The organism is Gemmobacter serpentinus (assembly GCF_008973825.1).
In the GTDB taxonomy this organism is placed as follows: domain Bacteria; phylum Pseudomonadota; class Alphaproteobacteria; order Rhodobacterales; family Rhodobacteraceae; genus Gemmobacter; species Gemmobacter serpentinus.
This window is the reverse complement of sequence record NZ_WCHR01000007.1, coordinates 144,510-160,555: the sequence shown is the minus strand read 5'-3', so window position 1 is coordinate 160,555 and position 16,046 is coordinate 144,510. Positions and strand designations below refer to the sequence as shown.

The 16,046-nt window shown below is 65.7% G+C and carries 15 protein-coding genes and 1 pseudogene; 9 read left to right on the top strand and 7 right to left on the bottom strand.

Features of this window, described 5'->3' with window-relative positions:
* Positions 1–19 precede the first annotated feature (19 nt).
* From GBJ34_RS05430 to GBJ34_RS05420, 3 genes are all read right to left on the bottom strand, one after another.
* On the bottom strand, positions 20–2,215 hold the full coding sequence (locus tag GBJ34_RS05430; protein WP_226341050.1) for a vWA domain-containing protein: 2,196 nt from the start codon (positions 2,213–2,215) through the stop codon (positions 20–22).
* Entirely contained in the window at positions 2,212–2,748 is a 537-nt protein-coding gene (locus tag GBJ34_RS05425) for an RNA polymerase sigma factor (RefSeq protein ID WP_151718253.1), read from the bottom strand. Before GBJ34_RS05425 ends, GBJ34_RS05430 begins: the two co-directional genes overlap by 4 nt.
* Positions 2,749–2,840: 92 nt before the next feature.
* A complete protein-coding gene (locus GBJ34_RS05420; protein ID WP_151718252.1) occupies positions 2,841–3,662 on the bottom strand; it encodes a uracil-DNA glycosylase in 822 nt (273 codons plus the stop codon).
* 165 nt (positions 3,663–3,827) lie between these two features.
* On the opposite strand from GBJ34_RS05420, the gene GBJ34_RS05415 reads away from it, so the two are divergent.
* The 6 genes from GBJ34_RS05415 to plsY are packed head-to-tail and all read left to right on the top strand — an operon-like array spanning position 3,828 to position 7,836.
* Positions 3,828–4,790 carry an aspartate carbamoyltransferase catalytic subunit gene (locus GBJ34_RS05415; RefSeq protein WP_151718251.1) on the top strand — a complete coding sequence of 321 codons (963 nt, stop codon included), beginning with the start codon at positions 3,828–3,830 and terminating at the stop codon, positions 4,788–4,790.
* Entirely contained in the window at positions 4,787–5,242 is a 456-nt protein-coding gene (locus GBJ34_RS05410) for a hypothetical protein (protein WP_151718250.1), read from the top strand. Before GBJ34_RS05415 ends, GBJ34_RS05410 begins: the two co-directional genes overlap by 4 nt.
* Positions 5,239–5,733 (top strand): hypothetical protein, encoded by a 495-nt coding sequence (locus GBJ34_RS05405; RefSeq protein ID WP_151718249.1) that lies wholly within the window; start codon positions 5,239–5,241, stop codon positions 5,731–5,733. The genes GBJ34_RS05410 and GBJ34_RS05405 overlap by 4 nt, the downstream gene beginning before the upstream one ends.
* Before the next feature lie 21 nt (positions 5,734–5,754).
* On the top strand, positions 5,755–5,877 hold the full coding sequence (locus GBJ34_RS21035) for a hypothetical protein (RefSeq protein WP_264177059.1): 123 nt from the start codon (positions 5,755–5,757) through the stop codon (positions 5,875–5,877).
* Between the two features lie 54 nt (positions 5,878–5,931).
* Complete coding sequence (pyrC, locus tag GBJ34_RS05400) at positions 5,932–7,200, top strand: dihydroorotase (protein ID WP_151718248.1); 1,269 nt, start codon at positions 5,932–5,934, stop codon at positions 7,198–7,200.
* A 21-nt stretch (positions 7,201–7,221) separates the two neighbouring features.
* Positions 7,222–7,836, top strand: coding sequence for a glycerol-3-phosphate 1-O-acyltransferase PlsY (gene plsY / locus GBJ34_RS05395; RefSeq protein ID WP_151718247.1), 615 nt, complete (start codon positions 7,222–7,224; stop codon positions 7,834–7,836).
* Between the two features lie 52 nt (positions 7,837–7,888).
* Here the strand turns inward: plsY and GBJ34_RS05390 are convergent, their stop codons facing one another.
* The 4 genes and pseudogenes from GBJ34_RS05390 to ubiA form a co-directional block, all read right to left on the bottom strand.
* Complete coding sequence (locus GBJ34_RS05390; protein WP_151718246.1) at positions 7,889–9,367, bottom strand: NAD-dependent succinate-semialdehyde dehydrogenase; 1,479 nt, start codon at positions 9,365–9,367, stop codon at positions 7,889–7,891.
* Between the two features lie 240 nt (positions 9,368–9,607).
* Complete coding sequence (locus GBJ34_RS05385) at positions 9,608–9,937, bottom strand: hypothetical protein (RefSeq protein ID WP_151718245.1); 330 nt, start codon at positions 9,935–9,937, stop codon at positions 9,608–9,610.
* A 418-nt stretch (positions 9,938–10,355) separates the two neighbouring features.
* A pseudogene (locus GBJ34_RS05380) lies at positions 10,356–12,293 on the bottom strand (OmpA family protein); the annotation flags it as partial.
* Positions 12,294–12,358: 65 nt separating this feature from the next.
* A complete protein-coding gene (gene ubiA, locus GBJ34_RS05375; RefSeq protein WP_151718243.1) occupies positions 12,359–13,360 on the bottom strand; it encodes a 4-hydroxybenzoate octaprenyltransferase in 1,002 nt (333 codons plus the stop codon).
* Positions 13,361–13,374: 14 nt separating this feature from the next.
* Between ubiA and GBJ34_RS05370 the strand changes: the two genes are divergently transcribed.
* Genes GBJ34_RS05370 through GBJ34_RS05360 form a run of 3 tightly spaced genes read left to right on the top strand, consistent with a single transcriptional unit; the run spans position 13,375 to position 16,039 of the window.
* The gene (locus tag GBJ34_RS05370; protein ID WP_151718242.1) at positions 13,375–14,100 is read left to right on the top strand and encodes a 16S rRNA (uracil(1498)-N(3))-methyltransferase; all 726 of its coding nucleotides are present in this window, start codon (positions 13,375–13,377) and stop codon (positions 14,098–14,100) included.
* Positions 14,097–14,630 carry a hypothetical protein gene (locus tag GBJ34_RS05365; RefSeq protein ID WP_151718241.1) on the top strand — a complete coding sequence of 178 codons (534 nt, stop codon included), beginning with the start codon at positions 14,097–14,099 and terminating at the stop codon, positions 14,628–14,630. The genes GBJ34_RS05370 and GBJ34_RS05365 overlap by 4 nt, the downstream gene beginning before the upstream one ends.
* A gap of 59 nt (positions 14,631–14,689) precedes the next feature.
* Complete coding sequence (locus tag GBJ34_RS05360) at positions 14,690–16,039, top strand: glutamate--cysteine ligase (RefSeq protein ID WP_151718240.1); 1,350 nt, start codon at positions 14,690–14,692, stop codon at positions 16,037–16,039.
* Positions 16,040–16,046 lie beyond the last annotated feature (7 nt).

The following is a 16,046-nucleotide window of genomic DNA, read 5'->3' as shown; positions in this document are numbered from 1 at the left end:
AGGCCGCAGTCGCCGGACCTTAGGGCTGCATCACCTTGGCCAGACGCATCAGGTTCACCGCCTCGATCCGGTAGCCGAAGGGATCTTCGCCGCGCGCGCCCTCTGCCAGCTTGATCGCCTCATCCCAGCCCCAGTCGCCGAGATAGGTCGATCCGGTCAGCAACTGCCCGAAACCTGCAATCGCGGAGGCAAAGCGGGCCTCGCTGTCCGGCGCGGTCTCGGCGGCCGGAATCGGTGCCTCGATCAACTGGCTTTCGCTGGCACCCGGTGCCTTCCAGCGCAACCGCAGGAAACCCAGCTCGCCCGTCTCGCCCGCAACCGGGGCTGCGCCATAGCGCAGGGGCTCGGTCAGGCGGGCGGCGCTGTCGGGGGCCGTCACCTCGTAAAGCGCGGTCACCTGCAGGCCTGATCCGATCTCGCCTGCATCCACGCGGTCATTGTTGAAATCCTCCCGCGCAAGCGCCCGGGTCTCATAGCCGATCAGCCGGTATTCGGCGACCTCGGCCGGGTTCCATTCGACCTGCACCTTCACATCATCGGCCAGTGGGAACAGTGCCCCCGACAGTTGATCGACCAGCACCTTGCGGGCCTCTTGCGCGGTGTCGATATAGGCGGCCAGCCCATTGCCGTTCTGCGCCAGCGCCTGCATCACCGCATCATCCAGATTGCCGCGTCCGAAGCCCAGCACCGACAGGTAGGTGCCGGATTTGCGCTGTGTCGCGATGTAATCCGTCAACGCCTCGGGGTCGGAAAGCCCAAGGTTGAAATCGCCATCGGTCGCCAGAAGCACACGGCTGACCTCACCATCTTTCCGCATCTCAGCCGCCAGACGATAGGCCGCCTGCAACCCTTCCTCGCCCGCGGTGCCACCGCCTGCGCGCAGGTTATCGAGTGCGGCCCCAATTTTTGCCACCTCGGTCGCCTTGGTGGGCGGCAGCGCCACGCCCGCCGATCCGGCATAGCTGACAATCGCCACCTGATCTTCTGCGGTCAGTTGCGGCAGCACCAGCCGCAGCGCCTGTTGCAACAGTGGCAACTTGTTGGGCTGATCCATGCTGCCGGATGTGTCGACCAGGAAGACAAGGTTCAGGGGCGGGCGCTGCGCCACCTCGGCAGAGCGACCCTGAAGCCCGATGCGCACGAGCCTTGTGCCGGGGTTCCATGGGGTCTGGAACACGGTCACATCGGGGCGGAAGGGCTGGTCGCCCTCGGGCTGGGGATAGGCATAGGGGAAATAGTTCACCATTTCCTCGATGCGGATCGACTCCTTGACCGGCGGATACCCGGATTCAAGGCTTTGCCGCACCATCGCATAAGAGGCGGTATCGACATCGACCGAGAAGGTCGAGACCGGCGCTGCATCAACCGCTTTCACCGGATTGGCATCGGCATTGGCAAATGCCTCGGTCGAGGGGGATTGCATCGGGGCACGATAGGCGTCCGGCGCGACGGCCTCAGAGGCTGCTGGCGCGGCTTGATTGCCCATGGCCACGCCGTTGCGCGCGCCGCCAAGCTCCTTGCGCAGACGCGCGCCGGAGGGGGCGGGTGCCGCAAGCGGTGGCGCTTCGTTTTCCGCAATCGTCATATCGGCGGCGGCGCCATAGCTTTCGGCCATTGGTTCGGCTGCCGCCATGTCTTTGGCGGGGGCCACCGGTGCGGCCTGTTCCTGCGCCACACGCGGGGCCACGGAGCCGCCATCTTGGTCAACCGCTGCCCCCGCCGGGGCGGCCTCGGCGGCCTTCTGCATCGGGCTGTTTTGTGCATCCGCCCTTGCCGCATCCGCCGCGGTTGCATCCGCGGTTGTCGCGTTGGCCTGCGCATCCGCCTGTTCCCCCGGTGCATCGGACGGGGGCACCATGGCGGGATCGGTTGACGAGACGCCAAGCGTTTCGGGCATCTGCGGCTTGGGCGGGCCTTCGCGCAGGCCGGGGGCGATGGCAATCACCGCCACGGTCAGCGCGACGACAGAGGTCGTTCCCGCCAGAACCCTGGCGGGGGAAAGCGATTTCAGCATGTCCAGCACTCCTGCAATCCCGCCCGATTTCTTCGGGCGTTCAGGCATAGGACGCGGCGCATCGGCCGATCCTTGGGGGGCGTCGTGGATTTTGTCGAAAGATTGCAAGGCGGCGGAAAGGGCGGCCTCGCGCGCGGCGCGATCCGGGGCAGGGGGTGCCTTGCGCAGACCCGCCTTCAGACGGTCAAGCTCATCGGTCACAGCCCCTCCTCCTCTGCCATGCGGCGCAGCCGCTTCTTCACCTCGGACATCCGCCAGGCAATCGTGCCCTCGGAGACGCCCAATACCTGACCGGCCTCGGCCTGGGTCAGCTCTTCCCCCAACACCAGCGCCACGGTCTCGCGCAGTTCCGGGCTAAGTCGCGCCATAGCGGCTTCCAGCCAGTCCTGGGCCGCGCGTGCCTCGGCAATCTCGGCCTGACGCGCAAGCTCCCAATCGCCCCAGCCATCTGCGGCGCGGGCGCGGGTCATGTGGCGGCGGCGCAGATCGGCGCAGGCATTGACCACCACGCGGTAAAGCCAGGTGGTAAAGCGCGCGTCTCCCCGCCAGCCGGACATTTTGGCGGGCAGGGCCGCGCAAATCTCTTGCGTCAGATCCTGCGCATCCGCCGCCGATCCGGTCAGACGCCAGGCAAGGCCATGGATGCGGTCATAATGGCGGGTGACCAATGCGGCGAAGGCCGCACGGTCGCCGCCCGCAGCAGCCAAAGCCAGGTTCTCATCCGTGGTTTCCATGCGCATGACGCTATTGGGACGCGCGGGCAGGCGCAATCCTTGGCGCGGTCCGCGAAAATTTTTGGGGCGCGCGGCCCCAGAGTTTTCCGCGATCAGCCGCGCAGATGCGTCTGCAACGACAGAAGATCGGCCCATGCCTCGCGTTTGGCGATGGGGTTGCGCAGCAGATAGGCCGGGTGCAGCATGGGCAGCACCGGCTTGCCCCAGGCTTGGGTCCATTGGCCCCGCAGCCTAGTGATACCCTTCTGGCGCAGCACCGCCTGCGCGGGCGTATTGCCCATGACCACGATCACCTCAGGGTCGGCCAGTTCGACATGGCGTTGCAGGAACGGCCCCATCATCGCCATTTCTTCGGGTGTGGGTTCACGGTTCGAGGGCGGGCGCCAAGGCATCACATTGCTGATGTAGAGCGCGCGTTCGGCATCGGGGCTGGCGCGGCCCAGACCGATGGCCGCAAACATCCGGTCCAGGAGCTGCCCGGCGCGCCCGACAAAGGGCAGGCCCTGCAGATCCTCGTCGCGGCCCGGGGCCTCGCCCACGATCATCACCCGCGCTTTCGGGTTGCCATCGGCAAAGACCGTGTTGCGCGCGCCCTTCTTCAGATCGCAATGCGGATAGGTGGTCAGTGCCTCGCGCAGCGCCTCAAGCGTCTGGGAGCGGCTTGCGGCATCCTGTGCGACGGCGACAGGATCGATTTTTGGCGCAGGCGGGGTTACTATGGGCGCGGCTTTGGCCGCGGCCTGTGCCTGCGGACGGGCGGCTGCCACCTCCCGCTCCGCCAGATCATAGCGGTTCAGGGGCGCATCCAGCATCGGATCCAGCGCGCCAAGCTCTTGCAGCCATTCAAGGGCTGCCAGCGAGGCCTGCCAGTCGCCGAGGATCTGTTGACCAAGACTGTCTGCGTCGATTCCCATGTGCCCGACCCTAAAGCCCGCCCGCGCCCGAGGAAAGGGGGCTGCGTGGAAAGGGCTGTTGGGCGATTCCCGGATTGATCCGCCCCGGTGGCCTGCCTATAACGCGGCCAGACGATGCCTGCGGGCGATGCGTTTCCCCGCACGCGCCGCCTTGAGGGAGGCCCCATGTCATTCCGCGCCCGTCACCTGCTTGGCATCGAACATCTGGCACAGGATGAGATCCGCGCCGTTCTGGATCTGGCCGAACGCTATGTCGATCTGAACCGCCGCACGGTCAAAAGCTCTGACGTGCTGGCAGGCATGACGCAGATCAATATGTTCTTCGAAAACTCCACCCGCACGCAGGCCAGTTTTGAACTGGCAGGCAAGCGGCTGGGGGCCGATGTGATGAACATGTCGGTCGCGCAATCCTCGGTGAAAAAGGGCGAGACGCTGATTGATACGGCGCTGACCCTGAACGCGATGCATCCCGACCTTCTGGTGGTGCGGCACCCCAATTCGGGGGCGGTGAACCTGCTGGCCTCAAAGGTGAATTGCGCGGTGCTGAATGCGGGCGATGGCAAGCATGAACACCCGACACAGGCCCTGCTGGATGCGCTGACCATCCGCCGGGCCAAGGGGCGCATCCAGCGGCTGACCATCGCGATCTGCGGCGACATCGCCCATAGCCGGGTCGCGCGGTCGAACCTGATCTTGCTGGGCAAGATGGAAAACCGCATCCGCCTGATCGGGCCGCCGACCCTGATGCCCTCGGGCGTCGCCGAGTTTGGCTGCGAGGTCTATGACGATATGCGCGAGGGGCTGAAGGGCGCGGATGTGGTGATGATGCTGCGCCTTCAGAAAGAACGCATGGATGGCGGCTTCATCCCGTCCGAGCGCGAATATTACCACCGTTACGGCCTTGATGCCGACAAGCTGGCGGTGGCGAGCCCCGAGGCCATCGTGATGCATCCCGGCCCGATGAACCGGGGTGTCGAGATCGATGGCGAGATCGCCGATGACATCAACCGCAGCGTCATTCAGGATCAGGTCGAGATGGGCGTTGCGGTCCGCATGGCCTGTATGGAACTGCTGGCCCGCAACCTGCGCGCCGAACGCGGCGCCAAAGCCGTAGGGTCCATGGTGTGAGCCGCGTCACGCGCGACAGTCTGCTGACTGGCCCCGCCGCCCTTGAACCGGGTGAGCGGCTGGTGACCAGCTTTCGCGCTGACCATGCTGTCTATATCCGCAATATGATGATTGTCATGTTGGTCGCTGGTGCGGTTTTGGCCCTGGCTGAAACCCTGCGGGGCGCGGCCTATCCTTGGGCAATCCCGGCCTTTGCCATCTGCATGATTGGCCTGCGGGCGTGGCATATGGCAGGTCTTGCTATGTCGCTTGAATGGCAACTGACCGACCGGCGCCTGATCGGCCCGGGGGGGCGGGTCATCCCGCTGGCCGAGATTTCAGCGGTGCGCAATATCCTTGGCACCGTGCTGGTGATGCAGAAGGGCGCCAAGCCCGCCGTGATCCGGTTTCATCCCTATCCAAAGGGTGTGATTGCCGCCCTGACCGCCGCTTCGACCGGGGGGCGGCCATGACGCCGCTTTTGCCCGGGGAACAGGTGCTGTGGCAGGGGCGGCCCGGAGGTGGGGTGCCCGCCGATCTGTCCAATCCGGGGCGGCTGCTGTTTGGCTTTGCCTTCGTCGCCTTCTCGCTGTTCTGGATGGACAAGGCGATGGCCAGCGGACCGATCTGGCTGGGCGGTCTGCCCTTCCTGTTCATCGGGTTGAAGCTGTCGGTCTGGCAGGCATGGGCACCGCGCCTGCGGGCCAAGGTAGCGGTTTACCGTCTGACCGAGACCCGCGTGCTGGTTGATCTGGTCTGGCCCTTGATCGGCACGCGCAGCGCGGTCATGTCGCCCGGCCCTTCGACGATTGTAGAACGTTCGGGCGGTCCGGCCACGATTACCCTGCGCCATCAGGTGGCGGGGCCGCGCGGCAACGCAACCGAAAGCCTGACCCTGCTGCGTCTGGACGAGGCCGATCACGTCATGGCGCTGATCCGCCAGATGCAGCGCAATGCCGCCTGAACCTTTGGGAGAGACGCGCCGATGAAACCCGATCCCAACCGCAAGCCGACAAAGGCCGAGATGCGCGCCGGTGGCATGGTGGCATTGGCGGCCCTTGTGGTGCTGGGTATCCTGACCGCGATCTTCATTCTGGGTGGCGGCTGATGCGCCAAAGCCAGTCTCTGCTTCCCCCGACCTGCCTTTCGTGGAGGGCCTGATATGCGCCTGCACTTTACCAATGCCCGTCTGATCGACCCGGAGGCCGGCACCGATGCCCTTGGCAGCCTGACGCTGGAAGACGGCCTGATTGCCGGGGTCAATACACCCGCGCCCGAAGGGGTCACGATCCGTGATTGCAATGGTGCCTGTCTTGCGCCGGGCATCGTCGATCTGGGCGTGAAGATCGGCGAGCCGGGCGAGCGCCACCGCGAGAGTTTCCGCTCTGCCGGATTGGCGGCGGCGGCAGGCGGTGTGACCACGATCATCGCGCGTCCCGACACCGCACCCGCCATCGACACGCCCGAGGTGCTGGAGTTTGTGACGCGCCGCGCGGCCGAGGCAAGCCCGGTGCGCATCCGCCATATGGCGGCGCTGACCAAGGGGCGGCAGGGCCGCGAAATGACCGAGATCGGCTTTCTGCTGGATGCAGGCGCCATCGCCTTCACCGATGCCGATGCGGTGGCAACCGACACCAAGGCCCTGAGCCGCGCCTTCACCTATGCCCGCAGCCTTGGTGCGCTGGTGATCGGCCATCCGCAAGAGCCGGGTCTGTCGAAGGGGGGCGCGGTGACCTCTGGCAAGTTCGCCTCGCTGCGCGGGCTTCCCGGCGTGCATCCGATGGCCGAACGCATGGGGCTGGACCGCGATATCGCCCTGGTCGAGATGACCGGCGTCCGCTACCATGCCGATCAGATCACCAGTGCCCGCAGCCTGCCCGCGCTGGAACGCGCCAAGGCCAATGGCTTTGACGTCAGCGCCGGGATCTCGATCCATCACCTGACGCTGAACGAGATCGACGTGGGCGATTACCGCACCTTCTTCAAGCTGACGCCGCCGCTGCGGTCGGAGGAGGACCGGCTGGCCATGGTCGAGGCCGTGGGATCGGGCCTGATCGATGTGATCTGTTCGATGCACACCCCCGCCGATGAGGAAAGCAAGCGCCTGCCCTATGAAGAGGCGGCCTCGGGGGCGGTGGGTCTCGAAACCCTGCTGCCCGCCGCCATGCGGCTTTATCATGCGGGCCATCTGGATCTGCCGACGCTATGGCGCGCGCTGTCGCTGAACCCGGCCAGACGGCTGGGTCTGCCGCAGGGGCGGCTTGCGGTCGGCGCGCCTGCCGATCTGGTGCTGTTCGACCCGGATGCGCCCTTCGTGATGGATCGATTCACGCTGCGGTCGAAATCGAAGAACACGCCCTTTGACGGCAGCCGGATGGAGGGTAGGGTCCTTGCGACCTATGTCGGCGGCAAGCCCGTCTTTGAAGCCTGAAGCATCGGAGAGTTTCAAACCATGCCGCCCGTCACCACGGACCCGATGATCCTCGGCCTTGTTGCTGTCCTTGCCTATCTGCTGGGCTCGGTGCCATTCGGCATCGTGATTACCCGCCTGTTGGGCCTGGGCGATCTGCGCCAGATCGGGTCGGGCAATATCGGCGCGACCAATGTGCTGCGCACCGGCAACAAGGGCGCGGCACTGGCCACGCTGCTGCTGGATGCGGGCAAGGGCGGCATTGCGGTGCTGCTGGCCTGGGCCTGGACCGGGGCGCAGGATGCGGCACAGCTTGCGGCGCTTGCCTCGTTTCTGGGGCATCTGTTCCCGGTCTGGATCGGCTTTCGCGGTGGCAAGGGGGTTGCGACCTTCCTCGGCACGCTGCTGGCACTGGCCTGGCCGGTGGGGCTTGCCGTCTGCGGCACATGGCTGGTGACGGCGGCGATCAGCCGGATCTCATCTCTGTCGGCGCTGGTCGCTGCAGCAAGCGTTCCCCTTTGGCTGCTGCTGATGGGGCAGGGGCAGATGATTGCGCTTGGTCTTGTGCTGGCGGTGCTGGTGATCTGGCGCCACAAGGACAATATCCAGCGCATCCTTGCCGGGACCGAACCCAAGATCGGTCGCAAAAAGGCCTGACACAGGGGCCGCGCCGGCAAAGAAAAAGGGGCCTTGCGGCCCCTTTTCTGTCTCAGACGCTGAGGCAGATATACTTCATTTCCAGATAGTCCTCCATCCCGTGATGGCTGCCTTCGCGGCCAAGGCCGGATTGCTTGACGCCGCCAAACGGTGCCACCTCGGTCGAGATCAGGCCGGTATTCACGCCGACCATGCCGTATTCCAGCGCCTCTTGCACACGGGTGATGCGGCCAATGTCACGGGCGTAGAAGTAGGAGGCCAGGCCAAAGATCGTGGCATTGGCCTTCTCGATCACCTCTTCCTCGGTGTCGAACTTGAACAGCGGCGCGACAGGCCCGAAGGTTTCTTCATTGGTCACCGCCATTTCGTCGGTAACGCCGGTCAGGACGGTCGGCTGGAAGAATGTGCCGCCAAGCGCGTGACGCTTGCCGCCAAGCGCCACCTTGGCACCCTTGGCCGTGGCGTCGGCGATATGTTCCTCGACCTTTTCCACAGCGTCCAGATTGATCAGCGGCCCGAATTGCACCGCATCGCGCAGACCGTCGCCGACGGCCGTTTTCTCGACCGCCGCCTTCAGCTTTTCGGCAAAGGCGTCATAAACGCCCGCCTGCACATAGATCCGGTTGGCACAGACGCAGGTCTGGCCGTTGTTGCGGAACTTCGACACCATCGCGCCTTCGACCGCCTTGTCGAGATCGGCATCGTCGAACACGATGAAGGGCGCGTTGCCGCCCAGTTCCATCGAGCATTTCATCACCTGATCCGCCGCCTGACGCAGCAGGATTCGCCCCACTTCGGTGGAGCCGGTGAAGGTCAGCTTGCGCACGATCGGGTTCTCGCAGAATTCCTTGCCGATGGCCGAGGCGCGTTCGGAGGTGATGACCGAGAAGATCCCGCCCGGAAGCCCTGCGCGTTCGGCCAGAACCGCCAGCGCCAGCGCCGAAAGCGGGGTTTCCGAGGCGGGGCGGGCGACAAAGCCACAGCCCACGGCCAGCGCCGGGCCGCATTTGCGGGTGATCATCGCATTGGGGAAGTTCCAGGGCGTGATCGAGGCGACAACCCCGATCGGCTGCTTGATGACCGTGATACGCTTGTCACGCTGATGGCCGGGGATGGTTTCGCCGTAAACCCGTTTGGCTTCCTCGCCGAACCATTCGATGAAGCTGGCACCATAGGCGATCTCGCCCTTGGCCTCGGCCAGCGGCTTGCCCATTTCGGCGCAAAGGATGGTGCCCAGATCATCCTGATTGGCCATCATCAGTTCGAACCATTTGCGCAGGACGGCGGAGCGTTCCTTGCCGGTGCGGGCAGCCCATTCGTTTTGCGCGACGGCGGCGGCGGCAATGGCGCGGGCGGTCTCGGCCCGGCCCAGATTGGGCACACGGGCGATGACATCGCCGCGCGCGGGGTTTGTCACTTCGAACGAGGTGCCGTCATCAGCCTCGATCCACTCGCCCGCGACATAGGCCTTGTCGGTCAAAAGCGAGGGGTCTTTCAGCAGCGAACGCAGATCGGTCACGGAATCAAGCATGGGGGCCTCCGGCATGGGTTGCCAAAGTCAAAGCACTTAGGCCCGCGCCTGTCCAGTTGATGCAGGGCAGGGCAGTAAAATTTTGATCAAAATTTTGATTTTCACGGGAGCGGAGTGATCTGCCGCCCCGTCAGCCCTTTCAGAGCGGCACATAGTGATCCACCCGGTCTGTCATCCCGTCATCCGCCGGGGCGATTGTGCAACCAGCGACCGGGCTCAGCCATTCAGCCTGCCACCGGGTCAGCCGTTGGAATGCATCCGCTCGATATAGGCGCGCATTTCCTCGGCCTCGTGCCGCGCATCACGCAGGCCTTCCATCGCGGCGCGCAATTCGGCCTCGGTCTGGGCGATCTGGTTCTGCAACTCGCTTTCGCGATGTTCCAGATAGATGATCGCCTGATCGCGGGTTTCCTCGGCCTCGTGCAGCGATTGCGCCAGCTTTTCCAGCTCGCCCATATCGGCGGCAGAGACCCGGCGGAAGCGTTGCACCACCAGATGGGCAAACCACCCCAGCGTAAAGGCCAGCATCAGGACAATGGCCGTGGCGATGACGAATTCGTTGCGGTTCATGCAGGGCTTCCTATCAATCGCGGGCCGGGCGCGGCAGCGGGCGCAGGGTCATTTCGGTCGGTGCAATAGAGGGGCTGGTATCGCCGGAGAAATCCGGGCCGCTCTCGGTTTCCGATGCAGGTTGATCGGGTGCGGGTTGCGCGGGGGCAGCCTGATCCGGGGCGGCTTGTCCCGCAGCCGGTTGCACATCGGGTGCGGTTTCAGCCGGGGAAACAGCCGCAGGGGCCTGATCGGCGGGCAACGCACCCACCGATGCCCCGTCCGCCGTTGCCCCGTCCGACGTTACCCCATCCATCGGCGCATCGTCCTCCATCGGCGCGTCCATCGGGCCATCGCCGCTGCCCTCCGGCATATCGCCCATCTCGCCTTCGGGGATCGGCAGGGCGTCAGGGATGGGGGCCTCGGGGATGGCGGCTTCGGCGGCCGGCTCTTCGGTGGCGGCCTCGGCGACCGGCACCTCCGGCCCTGCCTCTGCATTGGCCTCAGGCGCGGCAGAGGCCGGGGCTACTTGCGGCAGGTTGAATTCGATCCGACGATTGGCCTCTCGGCCTTCCTCGGTGCCGTTGTCGGCAATCGGCACGCCCTCGCCATAGCCTTTGGCGGTCATGCCGCTGATATTGACGCGCCGCCCTTGCAAGGCCAGCAGCACCGCTTCGGCCCGCGCCTGGCTGAGCGCCAGATTGCCTTCGGTAGAGCCCTGCGCATCGGTATGGCCCGCGATCTCCAGCTGCAGGGCAGGGCAGCCCAGAAGGATCTTGCTCAGCGCATCCATCGTGCCATTCGCGGTGTCGGAAATCTCGGCTGATCCCGGCGCGAAGGTGATCTTCTGGCGCACCACCACATCGTTCAGCTGTGCCGCGCATTCCTGCGGGGTGGGCAGGGCCGCGAAAGGATCAAAGGCCTCGTCATAGCGCACATCGACGCGGAACGGATTGCCCTGTCCCAGCTTGTCCGACAGGATCTGCGACACCCGGGCGCGCCCGTCCTGGCGGCCGCTGACGCCCGTCACGATAACGGTATCTGCACGCACGGTCAGGCTGCCATGATGCAGCACCGCCAATGCCTCAAGCCCGGCCAGAACCCGCACCGGCCAGCCATCGGGTAGCGCCTCGTCAAAGCGCGTGGCGGTATAGACCCGGTCGGCACCAAAGCGGGCACGGGCATAGCTGTCGACCGCCGATTTCAGCAGATCGTCGGTCAATCGTCCGCGCAACTGGACCTGCCCCTGTTCCGACAGGCTGGCGGTGAATTCGGCAGGGCCTGCCAAGGCGCCATCGGGGCGTGGCGGCAGCGTCGATTTCAGCGAGAACACCGCCGGAAGGGCAGCCTGCAATTCGCCGACGACCCGGTCAAACAGTGCCTGATCGGTGCCGGGTTCCGCCAGAAGCGTCACATCGGCATCCGAGAAGGTGATGGTGCCGGTGCCCAGATCGGCCACCGCCTTGATCCCGGCGGCGGTTGCCTGCGACCAGCTTGGGCTTGGCACGCCGAGGCCCAGGGTGCAGATCGTGCCGCCTTCCATCCCGGCCTCACGCGCGGCGGTCAGGATGCGCTCACGCGCCGCATCGGTATCGGCGGAGCAGGCATCAAAGCGCGCACCTTCGGCATCCTTGATGAAGCGCAGGGTAAAGGGAGTCAGCACCGGGCGCGGCGCGGAAATCTCGGTCGAGACCTGCAGACCCGCGGGTTTCATCCGGGCAAGTTCGGTCTCGAAGCGGCGCTTCTGCGCATCACTGTCGGAGATCGCGGTGATTGCTACCCGGTCGGCGGCGATGGAGATCTTGGAGCGCGGCAACAGGCGCAGCGCCTCGGTCCCGAACTCAAGTGCGGCAGCCCAGCCCTCCGGCGCGGGGAAGGCCGCGGTTTCCAGCATGTCCGAGACCGGCAGCCCGCCGGAGAAAGTTGCGATCTCGTCCAGCAGCAACTTGTCGGGGCTGGGGGCCTCCTCGCCGGATGCGGGTTCGGGCGTGACAGAAGGCGGCGTCGCGGGCAACAGGCCGATGATCGAAAACCCGTCGGTATTGCGCAGCATCTCGACCGAGAATCGCGGGGCCTCAATGGCGCGCACCGGCGTCACATCCAGCCTGTCGCGCACGCGCGCGCTGTCGACCACAGCCCCGGCAAGGTTCACGGCGCGAAAGCGCGCAGCCTCGTTCGGGGCAGTGCCCAGCAAGCGCACCTGCAGGCCGGATGCCTTGACCTCGACCCAGGTCATGCCCTGGGTCAAAAGCTGCGACCGCACCAGCGAGACCGAGCGGCTTTCGATCAGTGCGGCCCCGGTCCATGCGGTGATGATCGACACCAGCCCCGCGCCTACGAAGGCGGTGGTCGTCATCAGCGGGGGCGGGATTCGCATCGTCGGAGCGCCTTTCGGAACCGGAATGTCTCGGGTTCCTTACGGCCCCGGCGCGCCCGGATCAATCAGACCATTGCCGCACCGGCAAGAAACAGCGCAAGAATCAGCCCGGCATCGCGGTTGGAACGAAACAGTTTCAGGCAGTTCGTAGTGTCGGTGGTATCCAGCCGCATCAGTTGCCAGCGCAGATGCCAGCCAAAGGCCCAGATCCCGGCAAGCGCGATGACCAGCGGTAGCACCGGCCCGTCGATCAGCGCCTTGACCACCGCCAGCGCCAGAAAAACCAGCGTGCCGACCAGAAAACGCCGCAGCCAAAGCGGGGTATCCGCATCGCCAAACAGGCGCGCGGTGGATTTCACCCCGATCAGTTCGTCATCTTCCTTGTCCTGATGGGCATAGATCGTGTCGTAGAACAGCGTCCAGATCAGACCTGCCAGCCATAGCAGCACCGCCGGCAGGCTCAGGTCATTGCTCTGTGCGGCCCATGCCACCAGCGCGCCCCAGTTGAAGGCGATGCCCAGAAAGGCCTGCGGCCACCAGGTAAAGCGCTTGGCAAAGGGATAGATCGCGACCGGCACCAGCGAGGCCACGCCCAACAGGATCGCCATGGGCGGGAAGGTCAGCAGGATCGCGGCCCCGATCAGCGCCTGCAGCACCATCCAGACCAGTGCCTGCCGGACCGAAACCTGCCCCGATGGCAGCGGGCGCGAGCGGGTGCGCGCAACCTGCGCATCGATATCGCGGTCGGTGATGTCATTCCATGTGCAGCCCGCGCCGCGCATCACAAAGGCCCCGACGCCGCAGCCCAATGCGATCCAGAGATCAAACCAGCCCGGTCCGGCGGGATCTGCCGCGACCGCCAGCGCCAATCCCCACCAGCAGGGGATCAGCAAAAGCCAGGTGCCAATCGGCCGGTCGGCCCGGCTGAGCCGCAGATAGGGGCGGGTCGCGGCGGGTGCGTAGCGATCCACCCAATTGTCCTTGGGCGCATCAACAACCTGCTGGTATGGCACCTGCTGGTCTGGGACCCGCAGGTCGGGCTCTGGATTTCCGGCGCGCTCAGACATAGGTTCGGTCCATCATGGCAGATGCAAAGATCAGGCTCTATGTAGACCAGCCCCTTGGCCCGGGGCAATCGGTGGCGATGTCTGAGGATCAGGCGCTTTATCTGTTCGCGGTGATGCGCCGGGCCGTGGGGGATGCCGTCTTGCTGTTCAACGGGCGCGATGGCGAATGGCGCGCCGAGGTGGTCGAGGCGTCCAAACGCCGGGGCGTGCTGGTCTGTCGCGCGCAGACCCGGCCCTTGCAGGTGCCGCCTGACCTTTGGTTGTGCTTCGCGCCGGTAAAAAAGGCGGAGACCGTGTTCATCGTTGAAAAGGCGGTGGAGCTGGGCGTGGCGCGGCTGTGTCCGGTGCAGACCGATTTTACCAATTCTGACCGGCTGAATCGCGACCGGATGCAGGCCAATGCTCGCGAGGCGGCGGAGCAATGCGGCGCCACGCTGGTGCCCGAGGTCGACGCGCTGCAACCGCTGGACAGGATGTTGGCGGGCTGGCCCGAGGGGCGTCGTATCTTGTGGTGCAACGAGGCCGAGGCGGGCGTGGCGACGCGGCTTGCCGGGCAGCCATCCGGGCCATGGGCCATCCTGATCGGACCGGAAGGCGGGTTTTCGGATCGGGAACGCGCGCGTCTGGCGGCAAGGCCGGATGTCGTGCAGGCAAGCCTTGGGCCGCGTATCCTGCGGGCGGAAACGGCTGCAGTCGCGGCACTGACACTGTGGCAATCAACCCTGGGGGATTGGGCATGATCCGGCCCGAGGCTTTGGCCATGCTGGCGCGCTGGCGCGATATTGCGGTCGCCGCAGGGGTTGCCCTGCTGGGCCTGTGGTGGCTGCGCCTTGGTGGCTGGGTCTTCATCCCGCTGGGCCTTGCCGCACTGGCACTGGCCGGGGCCCTGGCGCTGATCGGCTTTCGCCGCTTGCGCTTTGCCCAAGGTGGGCAGGGCGCAGGTGTGGTGGAACTGGACGAGGCGCAGATTGCGGTCTTCGGACCAGAGGGCGGCGGGTTTGTCTCGCTTCGTGAAATGTCTGAACTGCGGCTGCTGACACGCGGGTCGCATCGCTATTGGCGGGTGAAGCAGGACGATGGGCAGGCGCTGTTGATCCCGGTCGATGCGGCCGGGGCGGAGCGGCTGTTTGATGCCTTTACCAGCCTGCCCGGCATGGACAGCGAGGCACTGGTTGCGGCGCTGCACGCGCAGGCGGCTGGCCCCGAAGATACACTCGGTCCGGTGGTCTGGCGTCGCAACGGTGCCACAAGGCGTCTTGGACCTGCTTGACTCGGACGCGGCGTCGCGCCACCAGTGGGCGCCTGGCCAGAGGCAAACGGAGGTCTCCCATGTCCATTCCCCAAAGCGGCGGCGGTCAGATCGAAAATTTCGATCAGCTTGCCGGGATGATGGAGGACGGCTGCAAGCCGCGCGCCGATTGGCGCATCGGCACCGAGCATGAGAAATTCGGCTTTCTGGAAGGCAGCCACGCGCCCTTGCCCTATGAGGGCACCCGCTCGATTAAGGCACTGATGGAGGGCCTGCGCGACCGCTTCGGCTGGTCCGAGGTGCTGGAACAGGGCAAGATCATCGGCCTGAGCCGCAAGGGCGCCAATATCAGCCTGGAGCCGGGTGGCCAGTTCGAGCTGTCGGGCGCGCCGCTGGAAACCATCCATCAGGTCAAGGCCGAGCTGGACGAGCATCTGGCCGAGGTGCGCGCTGTGACCGAGGGTTGGGGCGTGGGCTTCCTTGGCGTGGGGGCGGCACCGGAATGGCATCATGACGAGATGCCGGTGATGCCGAAGGGCCGTTACCGGCTGATGACCGATTACATGGGGCGCGTCGGCACCCATGGCACGCAGATGATGTATCGCACTTCGACCGTGCAGGTTAATCTGGACTACGCGTCCGAGGCCGATATGGTCCACAAGCTGCGTGTGGCGCTGGCTTTGCAGCCGGTCGCGACCGCGCTGTTTGCCTCCAGCCCGTTCTTCGAGGGCAAGCCCAACGGCCATCGCAGCTGGCGCTCGCGCATCTGGCGCGGCCTCGACAACAGCCGCACCGGGATGCTGCCCTTCGCCTTTGAGGATGGCATGGGGTTCCAGCGCTATGTCGACTGGGTGCTCGATGTGCCGATGTATTTCGTCTATCGCGATGGTCATTACATCAACGCGCTGGGCCAGAGCTTCCGTGATTTCCTGAAGGGCGCGCTGCCCGCGCTGCCGGGTGAAAAGCCGACGCTGTCGGACTGGGCCGATCATATGACGACCGTCTTCCCTGAGGCACGGGTGAAGAAATATATCGAGATGCGCGGCGCTGATGTGGGCGATGCGGCGCATATCGTGGCGCTGCCCGCGTTCTGGACCGGCCTGACCTATGACCAATCCGCGCTGGATGCGGCCTGGGATCTGGTGAAGGGCTTTGACACCGCCACGCGTGAGGGGCTGCGGGTCGCGGCCTCGGTCTCGGCGCTGCGCGGCGAGGCGGGCGGCGTGAAGCTGCTGGATCTGGCGCGCGAGGTTGTGGCGCTGTCGCAGGCGGGTTTGGCTGCGCGCGGCCATGGCGAAGAGGTGCATCTTGCGCCGCTGCTGGAAAGCCTTGCCACCGGCAATGTGCAGGCCGACCGTTATCTCGCGGCCTATGAAGGCCCGTGGAAGGGCAATCTTTCGCCGATCTATACCAGCGGCGCCCGGCTTTAAGCCGGGC